Source organism: Bradyrhizobium sp. CCBAU 45321 (genome assembly GCF_028128975.1).
Taxonomy (GTDB): domain Bacteria; phylum Pseudomonadota; class Alphaproteobacteria; order Rhizobiales; family Xanthobacteraceae; genus Bradyrhizobium; species Bradyrhizobium yuanmingense.
This window is the reverse complement of sequence record NZ_LFKZ01000106.1, coordinates 1-23,169: the sequence shown is the minus strand read 5'-3', so window position 1 is coordinate 23,169 and position 23,169 is coordinate 1. Positions and strand designations below refer to the sequence as shown.

At 61.1% G+C, this 23,169-nt stretch carries 19 protein-coding genes and 5 pseudogenes; 13 read left to right on the top strand and 11 right to left on the bottom strand.

The window, feature by feature from the left end; genetic code table 11:
- The first annotated feature begins 72 nt into the window (after nucleotides 1–72).
- From ACM43_RS12380 to ACM43_RS12365, 4 genes and pseudogenes are all read left to right on the top strand, one after another.
- Nucleotides 73–1,101 carry an HlyD family secretion protein gene (locus ACM43_RS12380; RefSeq protein ID WP_271540299.1) on the top strand — a complete coding sequence of 343 codons (1,029 nt, stop codon included), beginning with the start codon at nucleotides 73–75 and terminating at the stop codon, nucleotides 1,099–1,101.
- Nucleotides 1,098–2,672: pseudogene (locus ACM43_RS12375) on the top strand (DHA2 family efflux MFS transporter permease subunit); the annotation flags it as partial. The gene ACM43_RS12380 and the pseudogene ACM43_RS12375, both read left to right, overlap by 4 nt.
- 33 nt (nucleotides 2,673–2,705) lie before the next feature.
- Entirely contained in the window at nucleotides 2,706–3,362 is a 657-nt protein-coding gene (locus tag ACM43_RS12370) for a TetR/AcrR family transcriptional regulator C-terminal domain-containing protein (RefSeq protein WP_271540321.1), read from the top strand.
- On the top strand, nucleotides 3,359–4,372 hold the full coding sequence (locus tag ACM43_RS12365) for a TetR/AcrR family transcriptional regulator C-terminal domain-containing protein (RefSeq protein WP_271540297.1): 1,014 nt from the start codon (nucleotides 3,359–3,361) through the stop codon (nucleotides 4,370–4,372). The genes ACM43_RS12370 and ACM43_RS12365 overlap by 4 nt, the downstream gene beginning before the upstream one ends.
- A gap of 619 nt (nucleotides 4,373–4,991) precedes the next feature.
- Here ACM43_RS12365 and ACM43_RS12360 read toward each other — a convergent pair.
- Together ACM43_RS12360 and ACM43_RS12355 are read right to left on the bottom strand one after the other, a co-directional pair.
- Nucleotides 4,992–5,417 (bottom strand): hypothetical protein, encoded by a 426-nt coding sequence (locus tag ACM43_RS12360; protein ID WP_036031716.1) that lies wholly within the window; start codon nucleotides 5,415–5,417, stop codon nucleotides 4,992–4,994.
- A 120-nt stretch (nucleotides 5,418–5,537) separates the two neighbouring features.
- Nucleotides 5,538–5,714 (bottom strand): annotated as a pseudogene (locus tag ACM43_RS12355) (VOC family protein); the annotation flags it as partial.
- A gap of 883 nt (nucleotides 5,715–6,597) precedes the next feature.
- On the opposite strand from ACM43_RS12355, the gene ACM43_RS12350 reads away from it, so the two are divergent.
- The 4 genes from ACM43_RS12350 to ACM43_RS12335 all read left to right on the top strand — a co-directional run bounded on the left by ACM43_RS12350 (nucleotide 6,598) and on the right by ACM43_RS12335 (nucleotide 8,959).
- Nucleotides 6,598–6,819 carry a hypothetical protein gene (locus ACM43_RS12350; RefSeq protein WP_036031717.1) on the top strand — a complete coding sequence of 74 codons (222 nt, stop codon included), beginning with the start codon at nucleotides 6,598–6,600 and terminating at the stop codon, nucleotides 6,817–6,819.
- Between the two features lie 6 nt (nucleotides 6,820–6,825).
- Nucleotides 6,826–7,284 (top strand): hypothetical protein, encoded by a 459-nt coding sequence (locus tag ACM43_RS12345; protein WP_050996278.1) that lies wholly within the window; start codon nucleotides 6,826–6,828, stop codon nucleotides 7,282–7,284.
- A 917-nt stretch (nucleotides 7,285–8,201) separates the two neighbouring features.
- Nucleotides 8,202–8,663 carry a hypothetical protein gene (locus tag ACM43_RS12340; protein ID WP_271540325.1) on the top strand — a complete coding sequence of 154 codons (462 nt, stop codon included), beginning with the start codon at nucleotides 8,202–8,204 and terminating at the stop codon, nucleotides 8,661–8,663.
- A 17-nt stretch (nucleotides 8,664–8,680) separates the two neighbouring features.
- Entirely contained in the window at nucleotides 8,681–8,959 is a 279-nt protein-coding gene (locus ACM43_RS12335) for a hypothetical protein (RefSeq protein WP_036031721.1), read from the top strand.
- A 338-nt stretch (nucleotides 8,960–9,297) separates the two neighbouring features.
- Here the strand turns inward: ACM43_RS12335 and ACM43_RS12330 are convergent, their stop codons facing one another.
- The 3 genes from ACM43_RS12330 to ACM43_RS12320 are packed head-to-tail and all read right to left on the bottom strand — an operon-like array spanning nucleotide 9,298 to nucleotide 12,845.
- On the bottom strand, nucleotides 9,298–10,689 hold the full coding sequence (locus ACM43_RS12330; RefSeq protein WP_036031723.1) for a hypothetical protein: 1,392 nt from the start codon (nucleotides 10,687–10,689) through the stop codon (nucleotides 9,298–9,300).
- A 4-nt stretch (nucleotides 10,690–10,693) separates the two neighbouring features.
- Nucleotides 10,694–11,674: a DUF6384 family protein gene (locus ACM43_RS12325; protein ID WP_036031724.1), complete on the bottom strand. Its 981-nt coding sequence runs from the start codon at nucleotides 11,672–11,674 to the stop codon at nucleotides 10,694–10,696.
- Complete coding sequence (locus ACM43_RS12320) at nucleotides 11,667–12,845, bottom strand: hypothetical protein (protein WP_036031725.1); 1,179 nt, start codon at nucleotides 12,843–12,845, stop codon at nucleotides 11,667–11,669. Before ACM43_RS12320 ends, ACM43_RS12325 begins: the two co-directional genes overlap by 8 nt.
- Before the next feature lie 222 nt (nucleotides 12,846–13,067).
- Between ACM43_RS12320 and ACM43_RS12315 the strand changes: the two genes are divergently transcribed.
- The 4 genes from ACM43_RS12315 to ACM43_RS12300 all read left to right on the top strand — a co-directional run bounded on the left by ACM43_RS12315 (nucleotide 13,068) and on the right by ACM43_RS12300 (nucleotide 16,681).
- Nucleotides 13,068–13,760 (top strand): metallophosphoesterase family protein, encoded by a 693-nt coding sequence (locus ACM43_RS12315; RefSeq protein WP_063822494.1) that lies wholly within the window; start codon nucleotides 13,068–13,070, stop codon nucleotides 13,758–13,760.
- Between the two features lie 811 nt (nucleotides 13,761–14,571).
- Complete coding sequence (locus ACM43_RS12310) at nucleotides 14,572–15,186, top strand: hypothetical protein (protein ID WP_157786082.1); 615 nt, start codon at nucleotides 14,572–14,574, stop codon at nucleotides 15,184–15,186.
- Nucleotides 15,187–15,586: 400 nt separating this feature from the next.
- Nucleotides 15,587–15,766 carry a hypothetical protein gene (locus tag ACM43_RS12305; RefSeq protein WP_036031726.1) on the top strand — a complete coding sequence of 60 codons (180 nt, stop codon included), beginning with the start codon at nucleotides 15,587–15,589 and terminating at the stop codon, nucleotides 15,764–15,766.
- A 681-nt stretch (nucleotides 15,767–16,447) separates the two neighbouring features.
- The gene (locus ACM43_RS12300; RefSeq protein WP_036031731.1) at nucleotides 16,448–16,681 is read left to right on the top strand and encodes a hypothetical protein; all 234 of its coding nucleotides are present in this window, start codon (nucleotides 16,448–16,450) and stop codon (nucleotides 16,679–16,681) included.
- 128 nt (nucleotides 16,682–16,809) lie between these two features.
- On the opposite strand, the gene ACM43_RS12295 is transcribed toward ACM43_RS12300, so the two are convergent.
- From ACM43_RS12295 to ACM43_RS12270, 6 genes and pseudogenes are all read right to left on the bottom strand, one after another.
- A complete protein-coding gene (locus ACM43_RS12295) occupies nucleotides 16,810–17,997 on the bottom strand; it encodes an extracellular catalytic domain type 1 short-chain-length polyhydroxyalkanoate depolymerase (RefSeq protein ID WP_271540317.1) in 1,188 nt (395 codons plus the stop codon).
- A 5-nt stretch (nucleotides 17,998–18,002) separates the two neighbouring features.
- Nucleotides 18,003–18,278 (bottom strand): annotated as a pseudogene (locus ACM43_RS12290) (CopG family transcriptional regulator); the annotation flags it as partial.
- Between the two features lie 158 nt (nucleotides 18,279–18,436).
- Nucleotides 18,437–19,180, bottom strand: a complete 744-nt coding sequence (istB, locus tag ACM43_RS12285; protein WP_158671197.1) for an IS21-like element helper ATPase IstB — start codon at nucleotides 19,178–19,180, stop codon at nucleotides 18,437–18,439.
- A gap of 11 nt (nucleotides 19,181–19,191) precedes the next feature.
- The gene (istA, locus tag ACM43_RS12280; protein WP_083780767.1) at nucleotides 19,192–20,724 is read right to left on the bottom strand and encodes an IS21 family transposase; all 1,533 of its coding nucleotides are present in this window, start codon (nucleotides 20,722–20,724) and stop codon (nucleotides 19,192–19,194) included.
- A 204-nt stretch (nucleotides 20,725–20,928) separates the two neighbouring features.
- A pseudogene (locus ACM43_RS12275) lies at nucleotides 20,929–21,168 on the bottom strand (CopG family transcriptional regulator); the annotation flags it as partial.
- A gap of 675 nt (nucleotides 21,169–21,843) precedes the next feature.
- Nucleotides 21,844–22,317: a ferritin-like domain-containing protein gene (locus ACM43_RS12270; protein WP_036032446.1), complete on the bottom strand. Its 474-nt coding sequence runs from the start codon at nucleotides 22,315–22,317 to the stop codon at nucleotides 21,844–21,846.
- A 192-nt stretch (nucleotides 22,318–22,509) separates the two neighbouring features.
- Between ACM43_RS12270 and ACM43_RS12265 the strand changes: the two are divergent.
- Nucleotides 22,510–22,804 (top strand): annotated as a pseudogene (locus ACM43_RS12265) (manganese catalase family protein); the annotation flags it as partial.
- Between the last annotated feature and the right edge of the window lie 365 nt (nucleotides 22,805–23,169).

The window sequence follows — 23,169 nt, the reverse complement described above, 5'->3', positions numbered from 1 at the left end:
CCGCCGATGGCGGCCGGAACGCGAGTGAATGGGCAGAGCTGTCAGCGACAATAACCGTTGCAGGAGGGTATTGTGGTGCATGTTAGCCAGAAGGCGGTCGGCTTGGTGCTGTGCCTCGGCGCTGTCGTGCTTGTGGCTGGTGGCTGGGCGTATGCCCATTCGAACGAGACATTCACCGATAACGCCTATATTCGCGGCGAAATGACCTCGCTCGCGCCGAAGGCTGCAGGCTACGTCACGGCCGTGGAGGTTCAGGATAACCAGACCGTTCGTGCAGGCGACGTCCTGTTCCGGATCGACGATCGCGACTACCGCGCACGCCTGGCGCAAGCCGAGGCCAATGTCGAAGCCGCCCAAGCCCGCCTCACCAATGTCGATGCGGAGATCCAACTCCAGCATGCCCTGATACGGCAGGCCGAAGCTCAAAGACTTGCGAGCGTGGCCGAGATGAATCTGGCGCGCAAGGCCTCCGATCGCCGCCGCGAACTGATCCGCACCAACGCGATCAGCCAGGCGCAGGTCGATGAAAGCGATGCGGCGTTATCGAGAACCGAGGCGGGCGTGTCGGCGGCGGCGGCAACGGTGGAGGCCCAGCGGGCACGCATCGCCGTCCTTGCCAGCCAGCGCGAAGCTGCACTTGCTGCAGTGGCGCAAGCGCACGCCGCACGCGATCTCGCCCAGATCGATCTCGACCACACCGTGGTGCATGCGCCGGTCGACGGCGTCGTCGGCAACCGCCAGGTTCGCGTCGGCCGGCTTGTCGCGCCGGGCACCTCCTTGCTCGACATCGTTCCGGTCAAGGACGTGTGGGTGGTGGCGAACTTCAAGGAAAGCCAGATCGAACATATCCGGCCCGGTCAGCGCGCCCGCATCAAGGTGGACGGCTATCCGAACCAGACGATTGAAGGTGTGGTGGACAGCTTTGCGCCCGGCAGCGGTTCTGCGTTCACCCTGCTCCCCACTGACAATGCGACGGGGAACTTCATTCGTGTCGTTCAACGGGTGCCTGTGAAAATCCGCTTCGACAGAAATCCATTGCCCGGCCGCGTCGTGCCTGGCCTGTCGGCGCGTGTCGAAATAGATCGAGGAAGCGGCACATGACCGCGATCGCCGACGCCACGCCAGGCTACGACAGGCGCGCGGCAGGAAGCATTCTTGTCGCAGGCATCGTGCTCGCCACTCTGACGGAGGCGATCGCAAGCACCGTCCTCTCGCTCGGACGCAACGACATCATTGGCGACACCCATGCGACTCCCGACGAGTTCGCCTGGCTGGACATCGGATACACCGCAACAAAGCTAATCGGGTTCATGGCCGCCTCCTGGCTCATGACACGCACCAGTCCGCGCCGCCTGATCATCGGTTCGACGCTGGTCATGGGCACGGCCTGCGGCATCGCCGCCATCACGTATCGGTTAGATCTGCTGGCCGCACTCCGCATCATACAGGGCTTCTCCGGCGGCACCTTGCTTGTCGCGGGACAGTCGATCATTTTTCTCGCCTATCCGCGATCCTGCCAGCCGATCCTTCAGGCTCTGTTTGCGATGGGGTCTGTGGTGGCTCCTGCGACCATCGCTCCGGCGCTCCAGGGATGGTTGATCGACAGCCAGTCGTGGGCATGGATTTTCTTCGGCGTTGTTCCGGTAGCCCTCGCCGCTATCGGACTTCTGCTGATCGCAGACGGTCCCAGGCCCGTTGCGGCTGCGCGCCTTCCGTTCGACTGGGTCGGCTTCTTGCTGATCTCAGTCACATTCTTCTGCTTCACCTATGTTCTCAACCAAGGCAGCCGATGGCGCTGGTTAGAGGAGCCTCGCATCGCGTGGCTGACCGGGATCGGCGCAGCCGCCTTGCTGGCGTTTCTCGGCCAACAAGCGATGGCCAAAAGCCAAGGCCTGTTCGATTTCACCCTGTTCCGGTCGAGCGATTTCTCCTTCGCCTTCATCGTCAGTTTCGTCGCCGGTGCCGCCTTGTTCGGCAGCGCGTATCTGATCCCGTCGTTTGCCGTGTCCGTTCTCGCGTTCACGCCTACCGATGCCGGCCAGCTCCTGCTGCCGAGCGGCGCGTTTTTCGTCGGCGCCCTCCTCGTGGCCGCCTTCCTCATGCAGGCCCGCGGCGCCCCGCCGATCTTCACCGTGCCGTTCGGCATACTGATGATCATGGCGGCGATGTGGATGCTGTCTGGCTCGACCAGCGAAAGTGGCGCCGACGACATGATGGCCGCCATCCAGCTACGCGGCTTTGGACTTGGCTTCCTCTTCCTGTCGATCACTCTTATCGCTTTCAGCGACCTCAATAAGCGCAATCGAGCGTCCGGCATCGGACTGTTCAACGCGGGGCGCCAGCTCGGTGGCCTCATGGGGGTAGCCGGGCTACAGACAATGATCGATCACCATGTCACTGCCAATGCCACGGTGCTTGGCGCGAGTGTCACCGCAGGCCTTCCTGCGGTCAGCGAGCGGCTGACGGCGATGAGTGCCATGCTCGCAGCACGAGGAATGGACAGCGTGGCCGCCGGCCGGACTGCGATGGGTCTGTTGGGTCGAGCCCTCACCGGCCAATCCACGGTGATCGCTTTCGACACCGCGTTCGCTGCAATCGCCCTTCTTTTCGTCATCGCTGCGCCCGTTCTGGTCACCATCAAGATCGCTTTTGCCCTGCACGCGAAGAAGCGCGTGGCGCAGTTAGCTCGGACCGAGGAGCCATACATGACACATCCCGCGTCGAAACCTTCCCGACAAGACAACGCCGTATCGAAGCCAGATCCTCGCGCCGAGATCGTGCTGGCGGTCAGCGAGGCTCTCGCCCATCCCAGCGGCGCGCCCGCGGACCTCGATAGTATTCTGGATCGAAGCGGATACTCGAAGGAAGACATTCTATCGGCATTCAAGAGCGTCGACGAGCTCATCGTCGCGATCGCCGAACACAAAGCCTCCCTCATATCGCAGCCATTGGTGAGGAGAGCGCGCCCCGGCACCGTAGATGATGCACGCGAGACACTCATCGCGTTCGGCCGCGTTGCCTGGGAGGAATACTCGACCACCCTGGTTCGGTTCGTTCGGATGATGATGACCGAGGGTGCACGCAATCCTGCGCTGAAGAAGCGGGTGCACGAGGCGGGACAAGCGATTGTCACACTCAAGCTACGGGAGTTTCTGTCCGCAGCAAATGAGCGGGGGATCCTGTCGATATCGGACGCTCAGCTATACGCCGAGCAATTGCTGGGACTACTGAGAGAACCGCTCTACCAGGCGCTGATGCTGACTCCGGCAATGAGCCTGGAAGCCCCAGCCGCCGACCGCGTCAGAGCCAGTATCGAAAGCTTCATTCATGGATGCGGGAGCACGAGGAGCATGAAGCGATGAGCGCAGCCAATGATATTGGCCGGTCAAGATGGTCTGGCCCGAGCGAGAACCCTTCAAGACTGAAGGTCATCGGCAACGTCCCGGCGGACCTGGCGAACAGCATCGACGATAATGGGTCCCTGGTGACAGTCGACCCCGCCGACTGGATCGTCTGTTTCGTGCCCGGCCTTCGACGGCAATGGTGGCATCGCTTCGTCCATCACAGGCATAAGCATGTCTTTGCCATGCGGCCCACGAGCACGGGGAGTTGGCTGCTCGTTGAGCCGTGGTGGACGCGCATGATGGTGACGATCCTGCCACCGGCCGATGCCGTCAGATTTCTTCGGTGGGGTGCGACGGGCGATATCCTGCGGGTCCGCGAAGCGGTCCCGGGCAAAGCGAGCCAGCTTCGCGGTTGGTCGAACTGCGCGGTTCTCTCGGCGTTCTTGCTCGGCCGACCGAGCTGGACATGGACGCCGCACGGTCTCTACCGGCAGCTACTGCGCGAAAGGTCAACGCGGCGCGAGAACGTGCAGCAACTTCTCGTCGATCAGTTCACCAATGTCGTCAGCCATTACTCGTCCAACGCACTGAGTGTCAGTGCCGACCAGCTTTCCTTGCCACTCAGGGAACTGCTCATCATCATTGGGCGCAATCTCCTCGAAACGATGATGACGCCGTCGTTGCTGGAGGTCTGTTATACAGCCATACTTGAAGCGGACCGCTACCCCAATGCGACACGGGCCTACGCGCAACATGGACCTACGCCGGTCATCGCGGTCCTTACGAGAATTCTGGCAAAAGCGAAGCAGGCCGGAGAAATCGATCTAGCGCATTGCGAAGCCGGCGCCCGCCGGTTTCTTGCGATGCTCCATGGAAACGTCCATCTGGAGGCCGTGCTTCAGCTCGGCGACATACCAACGCTTTCCGAAATCGATTTGCGCGCTCGCACCGCGGTGAAAGTCTTTCTCGACGGCGCCGAGCCTGACGAGAGGACAGGAATCGTTGCGCGAGCGGCATTGACGGCATGACTGGTGCCACTCGCAGCGACAATCCTTCTGTGAGGTGGGATGCCAGTGCCAGGATGCACCGGTCTCTCTACATACTCCGGTTTGGTGCCTCGCGGCCGGATCGATCGATACGTGCAGGCTGTAGCCGGGGGAAGGAGGCAGCCGCAAGCGTCTTCTTCGGGCTACGCGTGGTGGCGCAGCCGCGCGGGCCCGAGGACGAAGCGTGGTGTCCGGCGTAGCTTGAGCACAGCGAATGCGAAGACGGCTGGAGCAAGAAGCCCACTTGGCGAAGGCGAGCGCGAATCGCGAGCTACGGCCAGGCAAGCCGCGCTTCTCAGCCGCAAGGCCCGAAGCTGTTCACGCTTCCAACCAGCCTCCGCTCGCGAGGCACGTCGGGCAAATCAGGGCAATAATCCATCATCGCGTTCGTTGTAGTGACGCCCATGGCCTTACCTCTCGACGCGATCACCACCAAAATCCCGGTTTGACGGTCGCCCGACGCGACGAGGTAAGCGCATTCGCCAAGCTTTCTCGGCTCCTACAAGACCTTGCGTTCCCTTAAGAGGCCAACGGCTGCGAGGTCAGCCCGCGAGAGGCCTGCCATGGCCTCTTGCCTGACTGCATCGACACGAGATCCGCATCAGGTACGCCCGCCTTGCTGCTTGTCTGTCCCAAATGATGAACCAAGTTGCAATATCAGCGCCGCGCTGACGAGAAGGCTGGCGGCATAGACCGTCAGACCAGGACCGTATCCGCCCCAATAAGCGCGGCTGAGCGGCAACAGCGTTGCGCCTAGAGCCGCCCCCAACTGAAACACGGCGAATACGAGGCCATAAACACGACCAAAGATAGCAACCCCGAACAAACGCTTCACCACATAGCTCAGAACGTCGAACTCGGCGCCGTAAATCGCCCCAATCAAGATTGCACAGAGAAACGCTGTCGTTCCCGTCATCCCGGCCGCGTAAAGTCCGCAAGCAATCGCACCTCCCACACAGACAGCGCTCATCAGCTTCCTTGCGTCCATATGATCAAGGATGACGCCGGTCAGGAAACGGCCGAGCAAGACCGCGATCCCGAATACGGAGCGACAGGAGCCGTAAAATACCAGAATTCTGTTCGCCTCGTCAGCTCTCCCAGTCAGGTTGGAGTCGGTTCGCTCGACTGTGGGCGAACCGTCTCGTTGCTATTTCGGGAAGGTGCTGCCGGATTGCTCGGCAGCGATGTACTCGGCGTACCAGTCGGGCCAGTTCTCGTCCCGCTGACCAACCTTCTCCTCGTGCTCGCCGTGGGCCGCCGCAGCCCGACGCAGAGTCGTTGCAAGCTCGGTCGCCGAAGAGAACGCGATATCCCCCGCGACGCGAGGCAGGAAAAAGCGCCTGAACTCCAGAGCGGCGTGTGTTTATGCCGACGTAGGACGCCGAGTGGCAGGCTCGCGTGTCTTTGCAGCGGGCGCACTCAACCACCAGCCACGCGAGTCCGCCATTTAAGCATTTATCGATCGTTGGGGAGGGCTGCGCAGGGCTCCCGTAGCATTCCATGCGGACGGACCAGGCTTCCGCCTCCGCCGGGCCGGCCTCGAGCGGCCTCTTGGGCGCGCTCGCGGGCTCGTTGCGCGTGGATCATCGCGCCCATAATCCGGCCGCTCCAGATTAACTCTCCACACTTTTCGCGGAGGATTCGCAGGTGGCTTGTGAGGCGAGCCGCAGCCGAGAGCCCCAAACCTCACTTCGGTCAAGCGCGACTGAGCCTAGCGGCTCCGCAATCTAATCTCTCAACGTGGCTCGAAGCCGTAGAGTGGCAAGCTTCGCGCGGAAAAAACGCCGCGCGCTCTCGCGGAAGAGGGGCGAGCTACTGGGTTCTTGGTTCTCGCCGCGCTGAGGATATCCACTCCTCTACAGTCTTCACACAAGTAGTTTGAACTGAACAGCTTTTGGCTTGGTGTCTGACACTACGCGTAGATTACGGGGCCTTGCTACAAGTTGCCTAGCGACGCGCTGCGCGGCAGCACGCACCCCTTCGGTCGATCGTTCAGCACTACTCCGCCGCGTGTCCTGAGATCGCATGTAGATAATAGATCGAGCCTAGACGAAGCTGAGGCGATCGTTAGGGCGTCGGACAGGCCATTACACCGTTCAGCCAATCATGGTGCAGAGCGATAGAAGGTGTCTCACTGGCGATTGCGTCAGTTAGGAACGACGGCTCGGATTCCACATTGCTTGTGAAGTGCAATCGGGAGTCTCAGCATGGCAGTGCAAATCGTGATGGATCACAGCGGCGATAGCCGGCACTTTTTCGACAACTCCAATGCAGAAGCATTGGTAGAGGCGGAGAAGCTTTTTCTGCAATTTACCGACAAGGGATATACCGCCGCGGTGCGGAAGGGGCCCGGTGAGGTAACAAGGATCACCGCGTTCGATCCGACCGCGGAGGAGACATTGTTTTTCCCGAGGCTCGTGGGCGGGTGAGCACCAGTGAAGAGGAGGTTCGGTCGCATCGGCACTTGGACGCTACGGAGTCTGGCTATTGGTAGGCTTTATCAAGTAGCAAAGGAGGAGAAAACGGTTCACGGTCGAGCGCTGCGACTGCTGCGTTCCTGGCTTTCCCTCCAGCAAAGGCTCGAGTTCGAGAGGAAGGGGTACTTCGACGTCGTGGGGTGCGATACCGGGAAGCGGTACCGCATCCGGCGGGGCACGTCCGGCAACGTCAACGAGCTCGACGAATACGGGCGGCTCGGCATCGGATTGTGCTTCGTCCCGGTGGGCGGCTTGGTCGAGGGCGATGTCATGCTCGCACAAAAGATCGCTCTTGAGACCGACGAGGAACGCGCCTTGAGCATCGCCAATCCCTTCCCCGGGCCAATCCGATGGTACCGACCCGGTAGTCGTCCGTCGGAGGGGAGAATTGCGCGCGGGGCCGGTCATCTCAGCTAGAGGCAGACCGGTGGCCAACCGGCCGCTAGGCCAAGAGCGGAGGCAGCAATCGCAGGGGTATCAAAAGAAGCGACTTAAGCTGGCGCAATGGTTAGCGGATGATTGTGACCGGCTAAGAGAGAACCACTCCGCCATCGTCGTCGCAATGGTGCGTGTGTGACCGGCCTCCTCGCTTTCAGGCCCTTAGCATGGCCGGCTGCTTGTCACTGCCTCGGCTGGAGCTGCTCGAGTCCATCCTCGATCACTCGGAGATCCTCAAGTAGAGCGTCTCGAGAGCCGGTCGGGTTAATACCTGATGTGGACTGTAGCTGTTCGAGCAATTGGCGCCGAAGGTCTCGCATATTCTCCAAGGCCACCCGGTTCTTCAGACGCACATAAGCCGAAACGATCGATTCTATGCTTGTTCCCAATCGGTAGCTCCAAATACAAATTGCTAAAATAGGTTGCATCGTAAACTCGTATGAGATAACCGGCAAGGCACCACGCCGCTTAGCTAATTTGTTAAAAATGCAATTCCGCCTGCAGGGAAAAATTTGCGTGCGTGCGTCTTGATGTGGCTCGCCGTTGGCGAGCCATGGAGGCGTGTAGCGATGGGACAAACGACCCGAATTTTGAAGCGGGCAACCGTCCTGCCGGATCTGCTGAAAATGCTTCAGGAACTGGAGGATTTACGAGAGAAGGTCCGGCTAGCAGAAGCCGCTCGTGTGTTGCACTAACGTTCGCCGGTTTGCGGAGATGCTCCCGTGCGCCTTTAGCGGCGGGGGTCGAGATAGGCAGAGCCGTTATACGAGGAGTTCGGGAACGACTGCCCGTCCAGCCACTTGCCTGAGGCATGAAGGAGGAGCCAGTCGTTCTATTCCCCGGAATGCTCAAGCCCTTGCGGCTCGCGCGCGTTTACGGCTTTCTTGTCGAGCGCAATGACGGTCCTTTATCATCACGGCGGCAATCAGCCCGTGTGCTCCGTGCCGTTGGCACAGAGAATGGTCGAGGGCGGCTGGCTCGTGAAGCGCGGGTTTTGTTATGAGGCACAGAGCAAGGCATGCACGCGGCAGAATGATGCTGGCCCGCGTAACCGGCGCGGCGATCGTTCCGAGCGGCGGGCAGAGCATTCGAATTCGCAATGCAACATGGTCCAACCCTCTTGCCGCACCAAAAATTGGCGAATAACGTCGGCTCCCTTTGTAAAGAGTTGGGTGGCTCGGATGAGGGATTTTCAAGCCAAGTTAGAGCGTTATGAGAGCCTTGCTGCTGAATGCGAATTGATTGCCAAGAGGGCAAATGAGAGCAATCGGGGTTTTTATTTGCGAGCGAGCGAGCACTATCGCCAATTGGCGGGTGAGGTCCGTGCTCTGATTGCGACGTTCGATCTCGCAGCCTAGGTGCCCGTCATTGCTACATGACCCTCTCCGTCGGCACCTCCGAGGCCGCGGTTCGAAAGGTGGTGGAGATCGCCGCCGGCATCGAGCCCGTGCAGGACGGCTGTATCTTCATCGAGCTGATCAACACGACCTTCATCAAGATGGGAAGATGGGCGGCACGGGCGAGGAGTTTCGCTCCGGCATCGCATTTGCGAAAGAGTGCTCGTGAGTTGGAGCTGCACGAGAGCGGGACGTTCACCCAGATGACCAAGGCTGGCTCCGGGCTCAGACCTGTTCGCCGCGTAGGGAAAGGCTAGGTCCGCTTAGCCGCAAGGAGGGGACGCCGACGAAACGCGCGAGCACGGCCGCAAAGGGCCCAGAAGCGGAAATCAAATGGGGGGCAATCCGGGGAGTCTGTCGGCCATCCTCCTAGAGGTGTTTAAGCGCGCTTCGCTCGCCAGCATTGAAGTGCCCGGGAAAGGGTCCATGCGGACTGGTTTCTCGCCGGCCATGCCCGGTCGGGCTCCGCTTAGAGAGACAAGATGCGCATTCTGCAGTCTACTGGCGTCTCGGCGGCGACCTACTGCAACGCTCACATCGGTTCCACGTAGCGGCTCCATGCCAGCGATACGGGATACTAGCCTGCATGGTGAAATCAGAATGATCCACCCGTCCTGAAGTCTCCGCCCCCAAAGGATCCTCCGGTCCCGAAACCATCCGGCGGCGGGATCGGCAGCCCTCCGCCAAAGCCCGAGTCCCATGGGCTGGGCCCATGGTGGAAGCCATCACGTAGAACCTGCCCCAGTATCGCACCTCCAACAGCGCCGGTCAAAATACCTCCAAGGACGTTTCCGAGTGATGCCTCGTTGCCGAAAGTGCCGTAAGGCGTGTCGTAGCCTTGATGCCGGAGTTGCGCCCATTCGTGTTCGACGGTCGCGCGGCGCTGAGCAAGCTCCTTGAGCCTCTTATGGGTCTCTACTGCCTGTCGTAGCGCCAGGTTCATTGCTGCGTCCGTAGACTGAATCCGCCTGACAATCTCCTCGTCCTTGGGCGTCGGCGTGCGAGTGGCCTCCTCGTAGAGTTCGTGCAGATCTTCGCGCTGGTCGGCGACTGCCAGCAGCTCGACCGCATCACGGTAGGGAGCGTCCCCCTCGAGGATCGATGCGTCATAGGTGCGGTCTTGAGCAGCCAGGGCCTCGCGCGCCTGTTCAAGCTGGCGCTCGCGGTGTGTTACCGCATCCCGCGCCTTGGCGACTTCAGCTTCAGCAGCCTCGGAGCCAGCGTCCACGAGCGCCTTGCGCTCCAAGGCCTTCAGGTTGGATCGTTCCTCTTGCAGCTTCTCGATAATCCTCCTGGAGTGGTCGCGTAGGCGCTCGGGGATTTCGTTAAGAAGAGAGTAGTTGACCCGCGCCTTGTCATACCGGACTACGCTGGCCACCAGGCGATCCATGTAGCGGGTGAACGGGTTTGCCCGGTAGGCGGCGGTTCCGAACTTCCGGCTCCACAGGTACATGAACAGCCGATCGGCTTCGTAAGGACGGCGCTTTTCCTCCCGGTCGGCTTCCGCCTGTATGGCCTTCTTCTCGGCTTGCTGGGCTTGTCCGGTGATCTCGTCAACTCGCGCCCGCACAGAAATCCATTCGGGGTTGAGGCTGATCTTGGCTTCGACGCTCTTACGAATCGTTTCCGCGTTGGCCAAGGCCCGCTGCAGATCATCCAAGGCAGCCTGCCGCTCGGCCTCCGCTTGCCGCACCCGTTGCTCGGCTTCGTGCCGTCGCTCGGTCAATCGCTGCAAGGCTTGCTGACGGCTCTCGAGCAGGCTGATGGCCTGACGCTCCGCTACATCCAGCTCGCCGACGACTTGGTTCTGCCTGATTGCGTCGAGCTTTAGACGTGCGAGTTCGCGGAACGCTTCCGTGAGCTGGAGGCGGAGGCGACCCACCTCCTCAGTCGCCCTCGCATAGGCCCGCTCGACTTGCGCCTCCTGCTGGCGAGCCTTCTGGATGAACTGTTCGATCTCGGCAAGCGCCTGCCTTCCGGATATCATGGCCTTACCATTGCGTGATTGCCCCGCCGAGAACCGGCAACTTGTATTCCACGTCTAGCTGGCCGCGCCGCTTCTCGCCGAGATTATTCTGCTGCACGATTCCGTCGTCGTTCTTGTCTCGCTGCACCTGCATGGCCGTTGCCTCGCTCACACGCACGCCCCACTTTGAGACCTCGACGGTGCGGCCGTCCTCTTCGCTCGTCACCGGTAGCTTTAGAACGCGCCCGTCAGGCGTGACCGGTTCAACGATCAAATAATAGTTGCGGCTGGCCGGATTGCGTTGCGGTACGCGCCAGACGCCCGTCGCATCGCCTGGTCGCGAGACGATACGCAGGACATATTCCCGGCGCAGCTCCGTGCGTAGTATGTCGAGATCGTTCACAGCCTTCCGTGCTCCGTCGGCATAGCCGCGGGCGATGGCGGCTTTTCCATCCGCAAGAAGCCCGTCGGCCCTCTCCCGCGCCGCTGCCACCTTCGCTTCCCGCAGCACATCCTCATGCTTCTGCTCCAGGGCGGCCGGGAGCCTCTCGACCAGATCGATCCTGGTACGCTCCGCCTCGGCCTGCTCCTGCGCTGCCCGTCGTTGTGCCGGCTCGACTACGCCGAAATGGTAGGCGCCCCAACCGACCGCCAGCAGCGCCACCAAAGACAGTATACGGCGCCCGATGCGACCACGATTGACCCAGGCGTGCGCGATCGTGCGGGCGAAGCTGGCAGGAGGCGGAGTGTAGACGAAGCGCTGTTCCTTGAGGGCCTGCACCCCCTCGACCAGGATCCGGTCAGGCACTTCGATGCCCTGCCCATGATAGATCTCGCGCAATCGCTTCATGAGATGGGCGTCCCGCTGCTCTTCGCCCAGCTCTCGACTGACGAGATTCTCCTGGTGGCGCAGCGTATCGACGACGTCCATCGCGAACATGACGTCATTGAGACTCGACGGAGCCTTCAAGGCCTCCTGCCCGATCGATGCAGCTTGATCAGCCATTGGCCGGCAATGCCTGTCCTTCCGCTACGAGACGTGCGATGCGGCGCTTGCCTTCTTCGACGGCGTCACGGATTTCGGCCGAGTTCCGTGTCGCAAGTTGTCGCATTTCTCCAATGATCTCCTGGGAGCGCTCCTGGAACGTGATCACGGAGTCTACGAGCTTCTTGACCGCATCGGCACGGATCGTCGGTCCGTAGCCTGCTCTCACGGCGGCTTCTCCGACCTGATCGCCAATTTCGGCGAGCACTTCGAGGCTGCGGGACACGCCCTCTTTCATTTCATTCAGGGTCTGTGTCGACTCATTGAGGCCGAACATGCCCGTGAAAGAGGCTTTCAGAGCCGTGAAGACGGAATCGTTGGTCGAGAAGAAGGTCACCGCTTGGGCGTAGACGCGCTCCTTGGCGTTGGTCATCTGCATGAGCCGCGCCATGACGACCTCAGACGTGTTGTAGCCAATCGTCAGGTTGTCCGAGAGGTCCTTGGCGATCTGGTAACGTTTCTCCTCGTCCTGGGTGCGCCGGAGTTGCTCGTCTCGGGCGAGCTCGAGCCGTGCACGTTCGGATACCTCCTGTCCTGTAAAGTTGGCCACTGCATCAGACGCCTTCTGCAACTGGGCCTGGGCGCCTTCCAGCCTTTGCTCGGCGATCCTGAGCACCTCAAGCGCCATGACCTCAGCGTGCTTGAGGGCGCCGCGGAAGTCGCGATAAGCGTCGAGGATGACCTGCTCACGCTGGATCTGGTCCTTCGTTGAGCGTGTGACGTCAAGATAAACCTGCCTGATCTCATCAAAGCGGTCGGCGACATCACCGCGAGACAGCTTCATCCAAACGTTGTTGATGCGCTCGAAAAGATCGATCTTCTGGTCTTCCAGCTGGTCGACCATTTTCTTGGTGTCGTCGCGAATGGAGTTGAAGGATTCGGTGATCTGACGGTAACGTTCGCCGATCTCCATCGCCTGAACTTGCTCGCGGACGACCTCGTTGAAGACGCTGGTCTGGCCGAGAGTGCGAGCGATGATGACGATTCGATCTTCATCGAGAGCGGTGATTTTCTCCAGCAACCCGGCAATTGGAGCCTCCATGGCCTGGGGCGGGGCAATACCGATTCCCTGCAAAGCTCGGGTCGCTCTGTCAAGATACTGCATGGGCGACGTTGCTACGACGTCAGACATTGGCGCCTCCCTTGGAGTTCTTTGATAGGTTCATGAACGCGCTCCAGGAATCGACGCTTACAGCATCGGGAAGCGCCTGCATGGAGAATTGCATCCCAATTGCGTACCGGTCGTCTTGGTTCCTATTGCCCGTCTGGAAGCTGTGGCGAGTTTGAGCCTCCCGCACTGGTTGATATACTTACCAAGCCTCTCCAAACCGTCCCCTTGGCTGCCAAGGACATAATGCCGGTCGCTCTACTCTCGGATATTCACGGTAACGACGTGGCTCTTCGCGCGGTGCTTGCCGATATAAGGAGGCACGGCGTCGATCATATTGTTTGCCTGGGCGACGTAGCCACGTTTGGACCATCCCCCCAAAGAGCTGTTGAGCTCCGCGTCGAGTCGAATTGCCTATGCATCATGGGCAATCATGACGCCCTCCTGTTGGAGCCCAAGCTAATGAGGGCATATACCCAAGCTGTGCCCGTCATCGATGCCATCAACTGGTGCAGGGAACAGCTGACGAGGGACAGTTTTGATTATTTCGCATCGTTCAAGCCCACTGCCGAGCTTCCGCTCGGTTTGGGTTCGATGCTGCTCTACCATGGCTCACCCCGCTCTAACGTTGAGGACATTCTTGCGACTACCCCTTCCGAGCAATTGGACACGCTTTTTGAAGAGCGACAGGCGCCAGTAATGGCTGGCGGCCACACCCATCTACAGATGCTGCGACAGCACCGAGGTAGCCTTGTACTGAACGTGGGCAGCGTTGGCATGCCCTTCAAGGAGTATGTTGCAGCGGCACGTCCAACTATCCTCGCTCATGCGGAATACGCAATTGTTGAGGAGGCGGGAGGTGTCGTCAGCGTCACGCTGTATCGCGTGCCGCTTGACAAGAAGGCGTTGCAAGACAGCTTGGCTCAGTCGCGCAGATAAGTCCTTGGCTCATTTCGGCAGCCCGGGGCAATGTGCCAGCACGCCAGTTGATGGTCCTGCATGGTTGGAAGCTCCCACTGATTTCTAAAAGTGGATTAGGCTTTTTCGGACTTGTTCTGTTCTCATGGGACCAAATACCTTGACCTGCCGCGCGGGGGTCACGGTGTTAGGAGAACGAATGACGGCCAGTTCCCGCTAAGCTCCGGTTCCATGGTATTGCGCGACCTCATAGGCGTGCTGGACGGCGAGACATGACCATCTGCTTGCATTTGCAAACCGACAGTATGGCGCCAAGCAGATTGCCTGTATTACAAAGATACAAGTAAACGTCGCGCACCCTTTGTGTGAAGGATCGCGACGATCCGCTCACGGAATTGGTGGCGAAGACAATCATCAAAATCGCTCAAAAGCGGGATCAAAGACCCTGCAAAGATATCAGCGCAGGCAATAATGAGCTGGGAAAGGCCGGAGGTGGCCGGCGTCTTGACTGTGACGGGACTGCGCAAGCCGGCGTCGAATGAGGACGCGACGGCCAAGGAGCGGACGCACTGTATGCACGTTCGCTGGCTCAGCTAAGGCTGCGCCCTTCTCTCCGATCCGCAAGCTAACGCCAGAACAGCGCAAGCAGCAGGATGACAGGGAGGGGAATACCGAACAGCCACAATAGGGCACCTCTACCAAGTGTCATGGTATCCGGCCTTCTTCTACCTTGTGCGAACCAAAACGCGAATGCCTCCGGAGTTCCTGTCCCAGGAACGGAAAATCCGAGGGAGCGTTGGAACACGAAACAAAGTTCGTGGAGGAACTCGCTATGGCCGCACGTACAATAGCCAACCCCTTTTTTGGTTGGACCTGGTCGGCCGTACTGGCCGGAGTATTTACGTCATTGGTCGTCCAGATCTTGCTGACGATGCTCGGTCTGGGCGTCGGTCTGCTCGCCATCGACATTCCCACGGCCTCGTCGGCGCCTGCTGGCGCCAGCTGGGCCGCTTTCGTGTGGTGGGCAGTGTCGGGAATCATCGCCGCGTTTCTTGGCGGTGCGGTTGCCGCAGCCAATTCGCCGGACCAGACCGGGCTCGGCCGCGTCGGCCACGCACTTGCCGCTTGGGCGGTCGCGACCGTCGTCGTGGTTGGTGCGGCAGCGATGATGCCGGCGTCCGCGACCAGCATCGCTAGCAACCTGGTCGGTCCGTCATATACAGCCAGCGCGCGCGTCGCCTATTGGTCCAACAACACGGGACGGGACACTGTCGGTGCAACGGGCCGACCTGCGACGGCGGCCCAGATCGATGCAGCTCGCAAACACTTCGCGTATGTGATGTTTGCAAGTTTCTGTTCGCTTCTCCTCGGCGCAGGAGCCGCCTATGCCGCCGGCATGGCGACAACAGCCCAGGCGGTGAAGGAAACAGCACGACCGGTGACGTGACCACAAGTCTATCCGAAAGGCGGGGGCGTGAAGATTGCTCACCTTGGTCGCGGCGAAAGCCTGCCCTCCGCGCGTCGGGCTCTAGGGTGACGGCCTGCCTCGCTTCGCGACATCGGTGTTGGAGCCAGCCGTAGCTCGCGCGCAAGGGCTGTTGGGCGCTCACGGATTCGGACGACGCAGGCGAACTGCTAGGGACTGTCCTTGATTGAATCAAAGGGGTGCTCAGTCGGACCATTGTCGAGGCCGTGAAGCAGAGCGAGGTAAGAGAGCCAAGACCGTCCCGGCTCGAAGAGGCGCGGCGGCTCATGGAGGATTTCGCCGCCGATCTTCCAGGCGCCGCTCGCGAGCAACTATCAACGATCGGCTGGGTTACAGCACCAAACAACCCCCTGAGGTCGCCATGAACAAAGATCCCCCACTGACACCGGACGATTTCCCAATCGAAGTGCACAGGGAAAAGCTCAAGAACCAAAAAGGCGAGCCGGTCGCCTCTGCCGAGACGGAACAGCTTGCGGGGGAGATCGCTGAGCGGCTCAACGAGCAAGCCTATCAGGAAGAGCAAGATCGTTGGTCGGCTTAGAAAGCTCGTGTGGCCGAGCCTTTGACTACGACAAGTGATGCAGACCGTGCAGAAGTACATCAACATCGCCGCTATAATCGCGCTCGCTGGTTGGTGTGGCCTCTGTTTCAAGATGGGCTGGTATTGATGGAACGGCTTTCGCCGCTGTAGACCACATCGGTCCCAGCCTGGAGGTTTTTCAGGATCGAAAAACGAGCTGGGACCGAGGCTCTGCTGCTGTCGATCGGCAAACGCTTGGTTCATCCAAGAAATTCTTCCGAATCGGGGAGTTCGCTGGTGGGCTTCGGGGCTTTCGCTACGTGCGAGGCGCGCCGTGACCCCTTTCCCGGTCTGCGGCGTCGAACTTGCGGACCGCATTTCTCGATGCGCGTTCACTCGTCCGGAAGCGAGAAATGCGGGAACATTTCGAGCCGTCGAATCGGCTTATGGCGGTGCAGACGTGCTGCCATTGCTCGTCGGACGCCCTTAAGCAACCGGCCGTGAGCTCAGACGCTATTGCTCGCGGGCGTATCGCCGTTTCCGGTCACACCCGATAAGCAAACTATTTGGCTGCCCGCTTAGACTTCGCATTCGGGCCAACAGCAGTCACCGTCAGCATTTTGGTTAATCGTCCCTGAAGGCCATCCGAGCATTGGATCGTGAAGTCGTGAACCGCTGAAAGGCCCGTGGTAAGTTGAAGTTATGCTCAGCCCTGAACCACCGGTGCGAGACGTACCGAAGTCGCTCACCGACGATCAAATTGCTTCAGCACCGCTCATCGTCAATGGCCTGACGGTCCGACCGCGCAAGCAAGTGAACCCGTGGCTCTGCGCACTTTGTCTGCTGCCGGAGTTCGTGGCGCTCCCCGTTCTTGCCGGTCTCGGCATGCAGCAGCTGCCGCGATACCTGGTCACCCAGCGGAAGAAGGCTATCTAGGCGTGACTTCCGCAACGGGTCAAAAGCGCCGGTTTGAACGGCGCCGTGTCAGTTCCGGTGTGCCCCGATCAAAAGACCATATCTGAGCCAAACCGAACTTCGCCATCGGGCCCATGAGCGGACGGCCGCTACCCTGATCGCTGCGCGAGCGAATGCCCGAGGAAAAAACGCATCATTTCCCTCGTTGCGTCCGGTCCTTTCGGATCAGTGTAGGAGCCAGCAGGGCTGCCTCCGGACCATGAGTGTCCTGCGCCGTGGATATTCCAGTGCTCCAATATTCCGCGCCCGCTCGCGTCGCTGAGGATTGTGCAGGTGTAGGCATGGCCTCCAGGTACCTGGCCGCGGTCAATTTTCTTTTGCAGCCGCATGGCTCGTACAGACTGCTCAAGAATTTGATCACCGTTGTTGGGATGAACGATTGTGTCGTGATCGCCGTGAAAAACAATGGTTGGGACAGGCGGCCCGTCACCAACAACAGCCCAGCGATTGGATCCCCCGCCTTGTCGCATGGCGACCAACGCAGAAGGAAGGTCAGTGGCGGCGCCGCAAGCAAGTCCAGAATGTACGCCAATCGCTGCGTACAGATCTTTATAGGTGTTACCCATGACAGCAGCAGCGGCAGCTCCAGCCGATAGTCCACTGACATAGACACGATCCTTATCAACCGGAAAATCGCGCATGACCTGACGAGTGATCCCCGCAATGATCGAGGGTTCACCCCTGCCCCGCTGCTGGTCGGCTGCGCGAAACCAATTCCAGCATTTCGCGCGGTTTGCCTCGCTGCGCTGCGCCGGATAGACCACAAAGCAGGATTTTTGCTCAGCGATGAAGTTCATCCTCGTACCAGCGGCGAAATCGTCCGGGGATTGGGTGCAGCCGTGCAGCATCACGATCAAGGGAAGGGGTTGGTCCTTATGGCGGCTCGGGATGAAGAGCTTGTAGGCACGACTTCCCGCTGGATTGCTGTAGCTACCTTCGATGAATCGTGTGCCGTCAGGCACGACATCTGCCGGCGAGGGCGGCTTGCGCGCAGTTACACCCCGCAATGCAAACCCACCGCGCTGCGTTGCGCGGTCAAGCAACTCGCCGAGCATGTGGGCTTGCGCCGGCGTCACGTCCGGCCCGTTGTTCTCCTCGATAACATTGGCCTGCCCGTCGATGATTGTCGGCTCTTCAAGGGTGGGCTGGGCATTGCGCGAATTCGGGCCTGGCGCACCTCCGCCGCGCAGCATGCGTTGCAGCAGTGCGGTAGCCTCGACGAGCCGACCAGCGCGCGTCAGGCGCGTGGCTTCTCCAATCATGTCCTGTCTCAGCATCGTGTTCACCGCGTTCTATCGGCGAGGGCGGCCTTGACCGCCGGACTGGCCTGCAAAGCGCCCAGGACGTAGACCGACGCAATCGCGGCGCGAGCAAGCTCGGGCGTGACATCTTGAGCGATGCTAGCAAGGCCCAAGACGTTGATGTGGAGCATTTCGCGGGCTTGCCGCGCCGCTTCGAGATCTTCGCTGCGGATTCCGACGAAGTCGCCCAGGCGTACCGATATGAAGTCGCCCGTGGATTCCGAGACGATGTCGCCCACCTTTCCGCTTTGATCTCGCCCAGCGGCGAGGCGTTCTGGCCGGCTGGTTCTCTGGCATCGGTCAAGCCGCGCGGTCAATCTGGAATCGCGACTTCAACCTTTTTTCTTCTGCGGTTGCTGTGGGCATGTGGGCAACGCGATTGCGTTGTCCAAGCGCAGCGGCATGTCCACAGCGCTCAGGTCTTTCGGGCGGATTGCCGGGTTCGGCGCAGGCTCTCACCGGTGAGGTCGAGCCGATGGGCATTGTGGACGAGGCGATCGAGCACGGCGTCGGCATAGGTGGGATCTCCAATGAGCAGATGCCACTGGTCCACGGGGAGCTGGCTGGTGACGATGGTGGAGCGATGACCGTAGCGATCTTCGAGGATTTCCAGGAGGTCGTGACGGGCGCCGGCATCGAGCGGCTCGAGCCCCCAATCATCGAGGATCAGCAGATCGACACGGCCAAGGCTGCGCAACAGGCGTGGGTGACGACCGTCGCCGCGGGCGAGCGCCAGATCGTCGAACAGGCGCGGGACGCGCTGATAGAGCACGGAGCGATTGTCGCGACAGGCCTTGTGGCCGAGCGCCGAGGCGAGCCAACTCTTGCCGACGCCTGCCGGGCCGCAGATCAGGAGATTGACGTGGTCGTCGATCCAACGGCCCTCGACAAGCTTGGCGAACAGCGGGCGGTCGAGACCGCGCGGGGTGCGATAGTCGATGTCCTCGACGCATGCCTGCTGGCGCAGCTTGGCGTAGCGCAGGCGAGTGGCGAGCCGTTTGTCGTGCCGCAGCGAGGCTTCACGTTCGAGCAGCAGAGCAAGCCATTCGGCGTGACTGAGGCTGCCAGCCTCACCGGCGGCTTCAATGTCGGCGAAGGCCTTGGCCATGCCGTGGAGGCCGAGGGCGTTGAGGCGGTCGAGGGTCGGATGGGTGAGCAAGGGACGGTCTCCTAATTGTAGTAGCGCGGTCCGCGGATGTTGGCATGCAGGATCGGCGCATCGTCCGCGGAGCGCTGGTGAGCGGGACGCCGATCGAGATTGTTGGCGAGGATCGACTTGACCGAGCCATAGGTGCGCGCGCCGATGTCGATCGCCCGCGCAGCCGCCGCGTCCAGCCGTTCGCGCCCATAGGAGGCGGCGAGCCTGAGGATGCCGAGGCAGGCGCGGAAGCCTTGTTCGGGGTGCGAGCGCTCGTCGAGAATGAGGTCGCACAATGCGCTGGTTGCCGGCCCGATCGCGGCGGCGTCCTGACGGATACGCCCGATAGTCCAGCCGGCGTAGCGCCGATGGCTGGAGGCCATGTGCTCCGGCACGGTGGTGTGCTTGTGATTGCCACTCATGCGCTGATGCGCGGCAATCCGCTCGCCCTTGTGGAAGATCTCGACGGTGCGGGCGGTGAACCGCACCTCGACCTCGGCACGCGCGAAGCGATGCGGAACGCTGTAATAATGCTTCTCCACCTCGACGTGGTAGTCGAGGCTGACGCGGCGGATCCGCCACTCGGCGAGCACGTAGGGGCTCGCCGGCAACGGCTTGAGCGCCGGCCGGTCGATCTCCTCGAGCAGCCGGCGGCGCGTCACGCCGAGCCGCCGGATCGGCCGCTCCTCGTTGAGCCTGGTGAGCAACTCGCCGATCGCTGCGTTGACCTCGGCGAGGCTGTAGAAGACGCGGTGGCGCAGGCGGCCGAGCAGCCAGCGCTCGATGATGAGGACGGCCTGCTCGACCTTGGCCTTGTCGCGCGGCTTGCGAGGTCGCGCCGGCAAGACGGCCGTGCCGTAATGCGCGGCCATCTCCGCATAGGTGCGATTGATCTGCGGGTCGTAGAGGCTCGCCTTGATGACTGCGACTTTGGTGTTGTCAGGCACCAAGAGCGCCGGGACGCCGCCGATCGCCGCGAAGGCGCCAACATGGGCGCTGATCCAGTCGGCGAGCCCCTGCGTCCACGTCGCCTGCGCGTAGGTGAAGCTTGAGGCGCCGAGCACGGCGACGAAGATCTGCGCCGTCCTCCGCTCGCCGGTGAGGCGGTCGACCACCACCGGCACGCCGTCGCCCGCGTAGTCGACGAACAGCTTGTCGCCGGCCGCGTGCGCCTGGCGCATCGTCACCGACAGGCGTCCCTCCCAGGCGCGGTAAAGCTCGCAGAAGCGCGAGTACCGGTATCCGCCGGGCTCGGCGCCGATGTACTCCTCCCACAGGATCGACAGCGTCACATGCTTGCGCTTGAGCTCGCGGTGCACCGCCGCCCAGTCGGGCTCGGCGATGCGGCGATGACCCTGCCGGTTACCGTTGCCGGTCTTGGCGAACAGGCGGGCCTCCAGGGCCGCGTCCGTGAGTTCGTCGGGCAACGGCCAGCTCAGGCCTGCGGCCTCGAATCGCCGGATGGTCAGCCGCACTGTCGAGGGCGCCGCGCCCATCCGCCGAGCAATCTCGCGGCTCGGCAGCCCAGCCGCCTTCATCCTGATCACATCGCGCACACGGCGCATCGCAAGCCTCTCCGTCGGCATCCAGGGTCCCCCTTCGCAAAACCGAAAGGTTGACCCTATGGGAGCCAGAAGAGGTCTCGTCACCCGGGCGACATCATCCCGGAATGGTGGGCGACATCATCTCGGAACGGGTGGGCGACTTCAAATCGGAATGGTGGGCGAGATCATCTCGGAATCCTGGGCGACATCGATCGGAATCCGCACTTCGCGGCTGAAGTGCCTCAAACCCAGATCCAAACTTTTTCGGGTGGCGGACTTCTTCAGGATGTCGGCATGCCGCTCCAACTGGTTGCGGATTGCCGTGCGGATGAAATCGGTGCGGTTCGAATAGAAACCCTCCTGCACCATCAGGTCGACCTGACCAAGATCGACATAGCCAAGATTGATGGTGATTTTTTCGCTGTCCGAAGGCTTCGGCCGGAGTTCGCGAACGTTGTCTGTCATGGGCAACTCCATCCAACCACCATCCGTATAGATGGTTTATGGATGGAGAGAACATTTGTCAAGTCATGGGGTCCGTTTGCCGCCTTCACATGCATCTGAAGCGCGCGTGCAGGCAGCTACCACGATGGCGAACAGATCGTGCTGCGAGGAGGCAGGCATCACCGTCACATTGCCAAAACCGCTGACCTTCAGGGGCGAAGGCCGCCGGCTCCCATGTGCGCCGCGCGGCCCGAAGGGAACGCGCCCTCCCGTTTTCCGGAGAATGGAACGCCATGGAGGTGGCCAATCACCGTCCTGCGGTCGGGCCGGGTTTGCTCGAACAGCCGTTTCTGGGCATGGGCAGCAACGAGGCAGCGACCGTGACGAGCAGAGCATGATTGCCGGCGCGCTGGTAGGGTCTCTTTGCGTCCAGGCGCCGCAAGCCAAGCGACGGCTGCCGGCGGCACAAGGACCTTCTCGTTGGCCCCCAAGTCAGGGCGCGGCGACCACCTCCGTCCCCGGTGCAGTGTTGCGGGCAATGGGTGCCATCACGCCATCCGGTTTAGTCGGCCGGATCTTTGACCAGAAACCTCCGCCTCGCGTTGACGCGACGCGCCGCTAATCCAACGCTTCCACCATCGGAAGGTAAGTACCTCGCAACGCGTCGCCCGTCACCAAGGTCGTTCCCGACGCTACTTACGCCGCCTGTTCGTGCGCGACGTAATCCATCGTGACCTTCGCCACATTGGCGTCGATCCAGGCGGCCATACGCTCCTCCTCGTTCAAGGAGGCCTCGAGCGGAGCGCGGGCGGAGTCCATGCCGGCCGCCGGGCAAAGGGTCAGCAGCGACTTGTAGGCGGCGATCTCGAAATGCTCGAAAGCGTTGTTGGCGAAGGTATTCTTCAGGATCTCATCACCTGCCATCGAATGAGCCATCGCCATGGTGTTCGCCGCGAGCGACTGCGCCGTATCCTTGAGGGTGGAGGTGCTCTCACCGCATGCTTCCAGACATTGCTCCAGCCTCTTCAACTGCTCGTTTGTCTCTTGAAGGTGGGCGGCGACCTTTTGCTTCACCTCCGGGTACTCGTCCAGGCGCTCGGATTGCCGTTCCATCAGTTCGCGCGCCTGGATCTCCATCGCGTGCGCGTTCCTCAAGCCGACCACGAATATGTCGCGAGCCGTTTGTCATCTGTTCCTCCGCTGGTTGCTGAAGGCAAGAACATCGGGTGCGGAGCTACGTTCCTAAACGCGCGCGGCTGCGGCGACTGTATGCACCCTCGGCATCCATACCGCGACAGGAACAAACGGCGCGTTCGACGTGGTTCCGGGCCACATCGCTATTCATCAAGCATGAGGCCGTCCATGTACCACCACGTCAAGAAGCTGAAATTCACCGTCCGCGTCGATGAGCCGGACCCCCGCTTCCGCAACATGCTTCCCGAACAGTTCGGCGGCGCCAATGGCGAACTCGCTGCCGCGATGGAGTATTCCATTGAGCGCCTCAACTGCGAGGATCCGGACCGCAAAGACCTTCTCCTAATGGACATTGGCACGTAAGAACTCAGCCCCACTGGAAGTGGTGGGCCGCATGCACCTCAAGCCATCGAAGTTCGACCGGCAGGCCGCAGAAGCCGACCCGCCGATCGCGATCGGGGGGTGAACCTCTTCAATTCGCATCAGCATCAGTCTAATCATATGAATTGAGATGCTCGGACCTGATGTATTTTCACCTGAAGAGCTGTGGTTGCTTGGAGAGATTTACTCTCGCTTCCAAGTCGAACGCGCACCCATCGGAATCGGCGGTAGGTAGCTCTCAACCTGCTGCATCTCAACTTGCGAGTCGAGCGTGACCCCCTCAACCTGGAGCTCGGTGCGGCCGCCAGTTTGTTTTGCTAACTTTTACATTGCGCAGTATGCATCAACGACGCGCGCTGCTGTCGACTAACCTAGGGCTCGGACTCAATTGATCCAATAGGCAACGATGGCGGCGAGATGGACGGCAGCCAAGAAGTTCGTGGCTAG

Excerpts from the sequence above, each read along its gene's own strand:
- ACM43_RS12315 (WP_063822494.1), top strand. The coding sequence starts at position 13,068 with ATGCCGGTCGCTCTACTCTCGGATATTCACGGTAACGACGTGGCTCTT.
- ACM43_RS12365 (WP_271540297.1), top strand. The coding sequence starts at position 3,359 with ATGAGCGCAGCCAATGATATTGGCCGGTCAAGATGGTCTGGCCCGAGC.
- ACM43_RS12330 (WP_036031723.1), bottom strand. The coding sequence starts at position 10,689 with ATGATATCCGGAAGGCAGGCGCTTGCCGAGATCGAACAGTTCATCCAG.
- ACM43_RS12305 (WP_036031726.1), top strand. The coding sequence starts at position 15,587 with ATGAACAAAGATCCCCCACTGACACCGGACGATTTCCCAATCGAAGTG.
- ACM43_RS12310 (WP_157786082.1), top strand. The coding sequence starts at position 14,572 with ATGGCCGCACGTACAATAGCCAACCCCTTTTTTGGTTGGACCTGGTCG.
- ACM43_RS12350 (WP_036031717.1), top strand. The coding sequence starts at position 6,598 with ATGGCAGTGCAAATCGTGATGGATCACAGCGGCGATAGCCGGCACTTT.
- ACM43_RS12335 (WP_036031721.1), top strand. The coding sequence starts at position 8,681 with ATGACCCTCTCCGTCGGCACCTCCGAGGCCGCGGTTCGAAAGGTGGTG.
- ACM43_RS12370 (WP_271540321.1), top strand. The coding sequence starts at position 2,706 with ATGACACATCCCGCGTCGAAACCTTCCCGACAAGACAACGCCGTATCG.
- ACM43_RS12340 (WP_271540325.1), top strand. The coding sequence starts at position 8,202 with ATGACGGTCCTTTATCATCACGGCGGCAATCAGCCCGTGTGCTCCGTG.
- istA (WP_083780767.1), bottom strand. The coding sequence starts at position 20,724 with ATGCGCCGTGTGCGCGATGTGATCAGGATGAAGGCGGCTGGGCTGCCG.
- ACM43_RS12300 (WP_036031731.1), top strand. The coding sequence starts at position 16,448 with ATGCTCAGCCCTGAACCACCGGTGCGAGACGTACCGAAGTCGCTCACC.
- ACM43_RS12295 (WP_271540317.1), bottom strand. The coding sequence starts at position 17,997 with ATGCTGAGACAGGACATGATTGGAGAAGCCACGCGCCTGACGCGCGCT.
- ACM43_RS12320 (WP_036031725.1), bottom strand. The coding sequence starts at position 12,845 with ATGTCTGACGTCGTAGCAACGTCGCCCATGCAGTATCTTGACAGAGCG.
- ACM43_RS12325 (WP_036031724.1), bottom strand. The coding sequence starts at position 11,674 with ATGGCTGATCAAGCTGCATCGATCGGGCAGGAGGCCTTGAAGGCTCCG.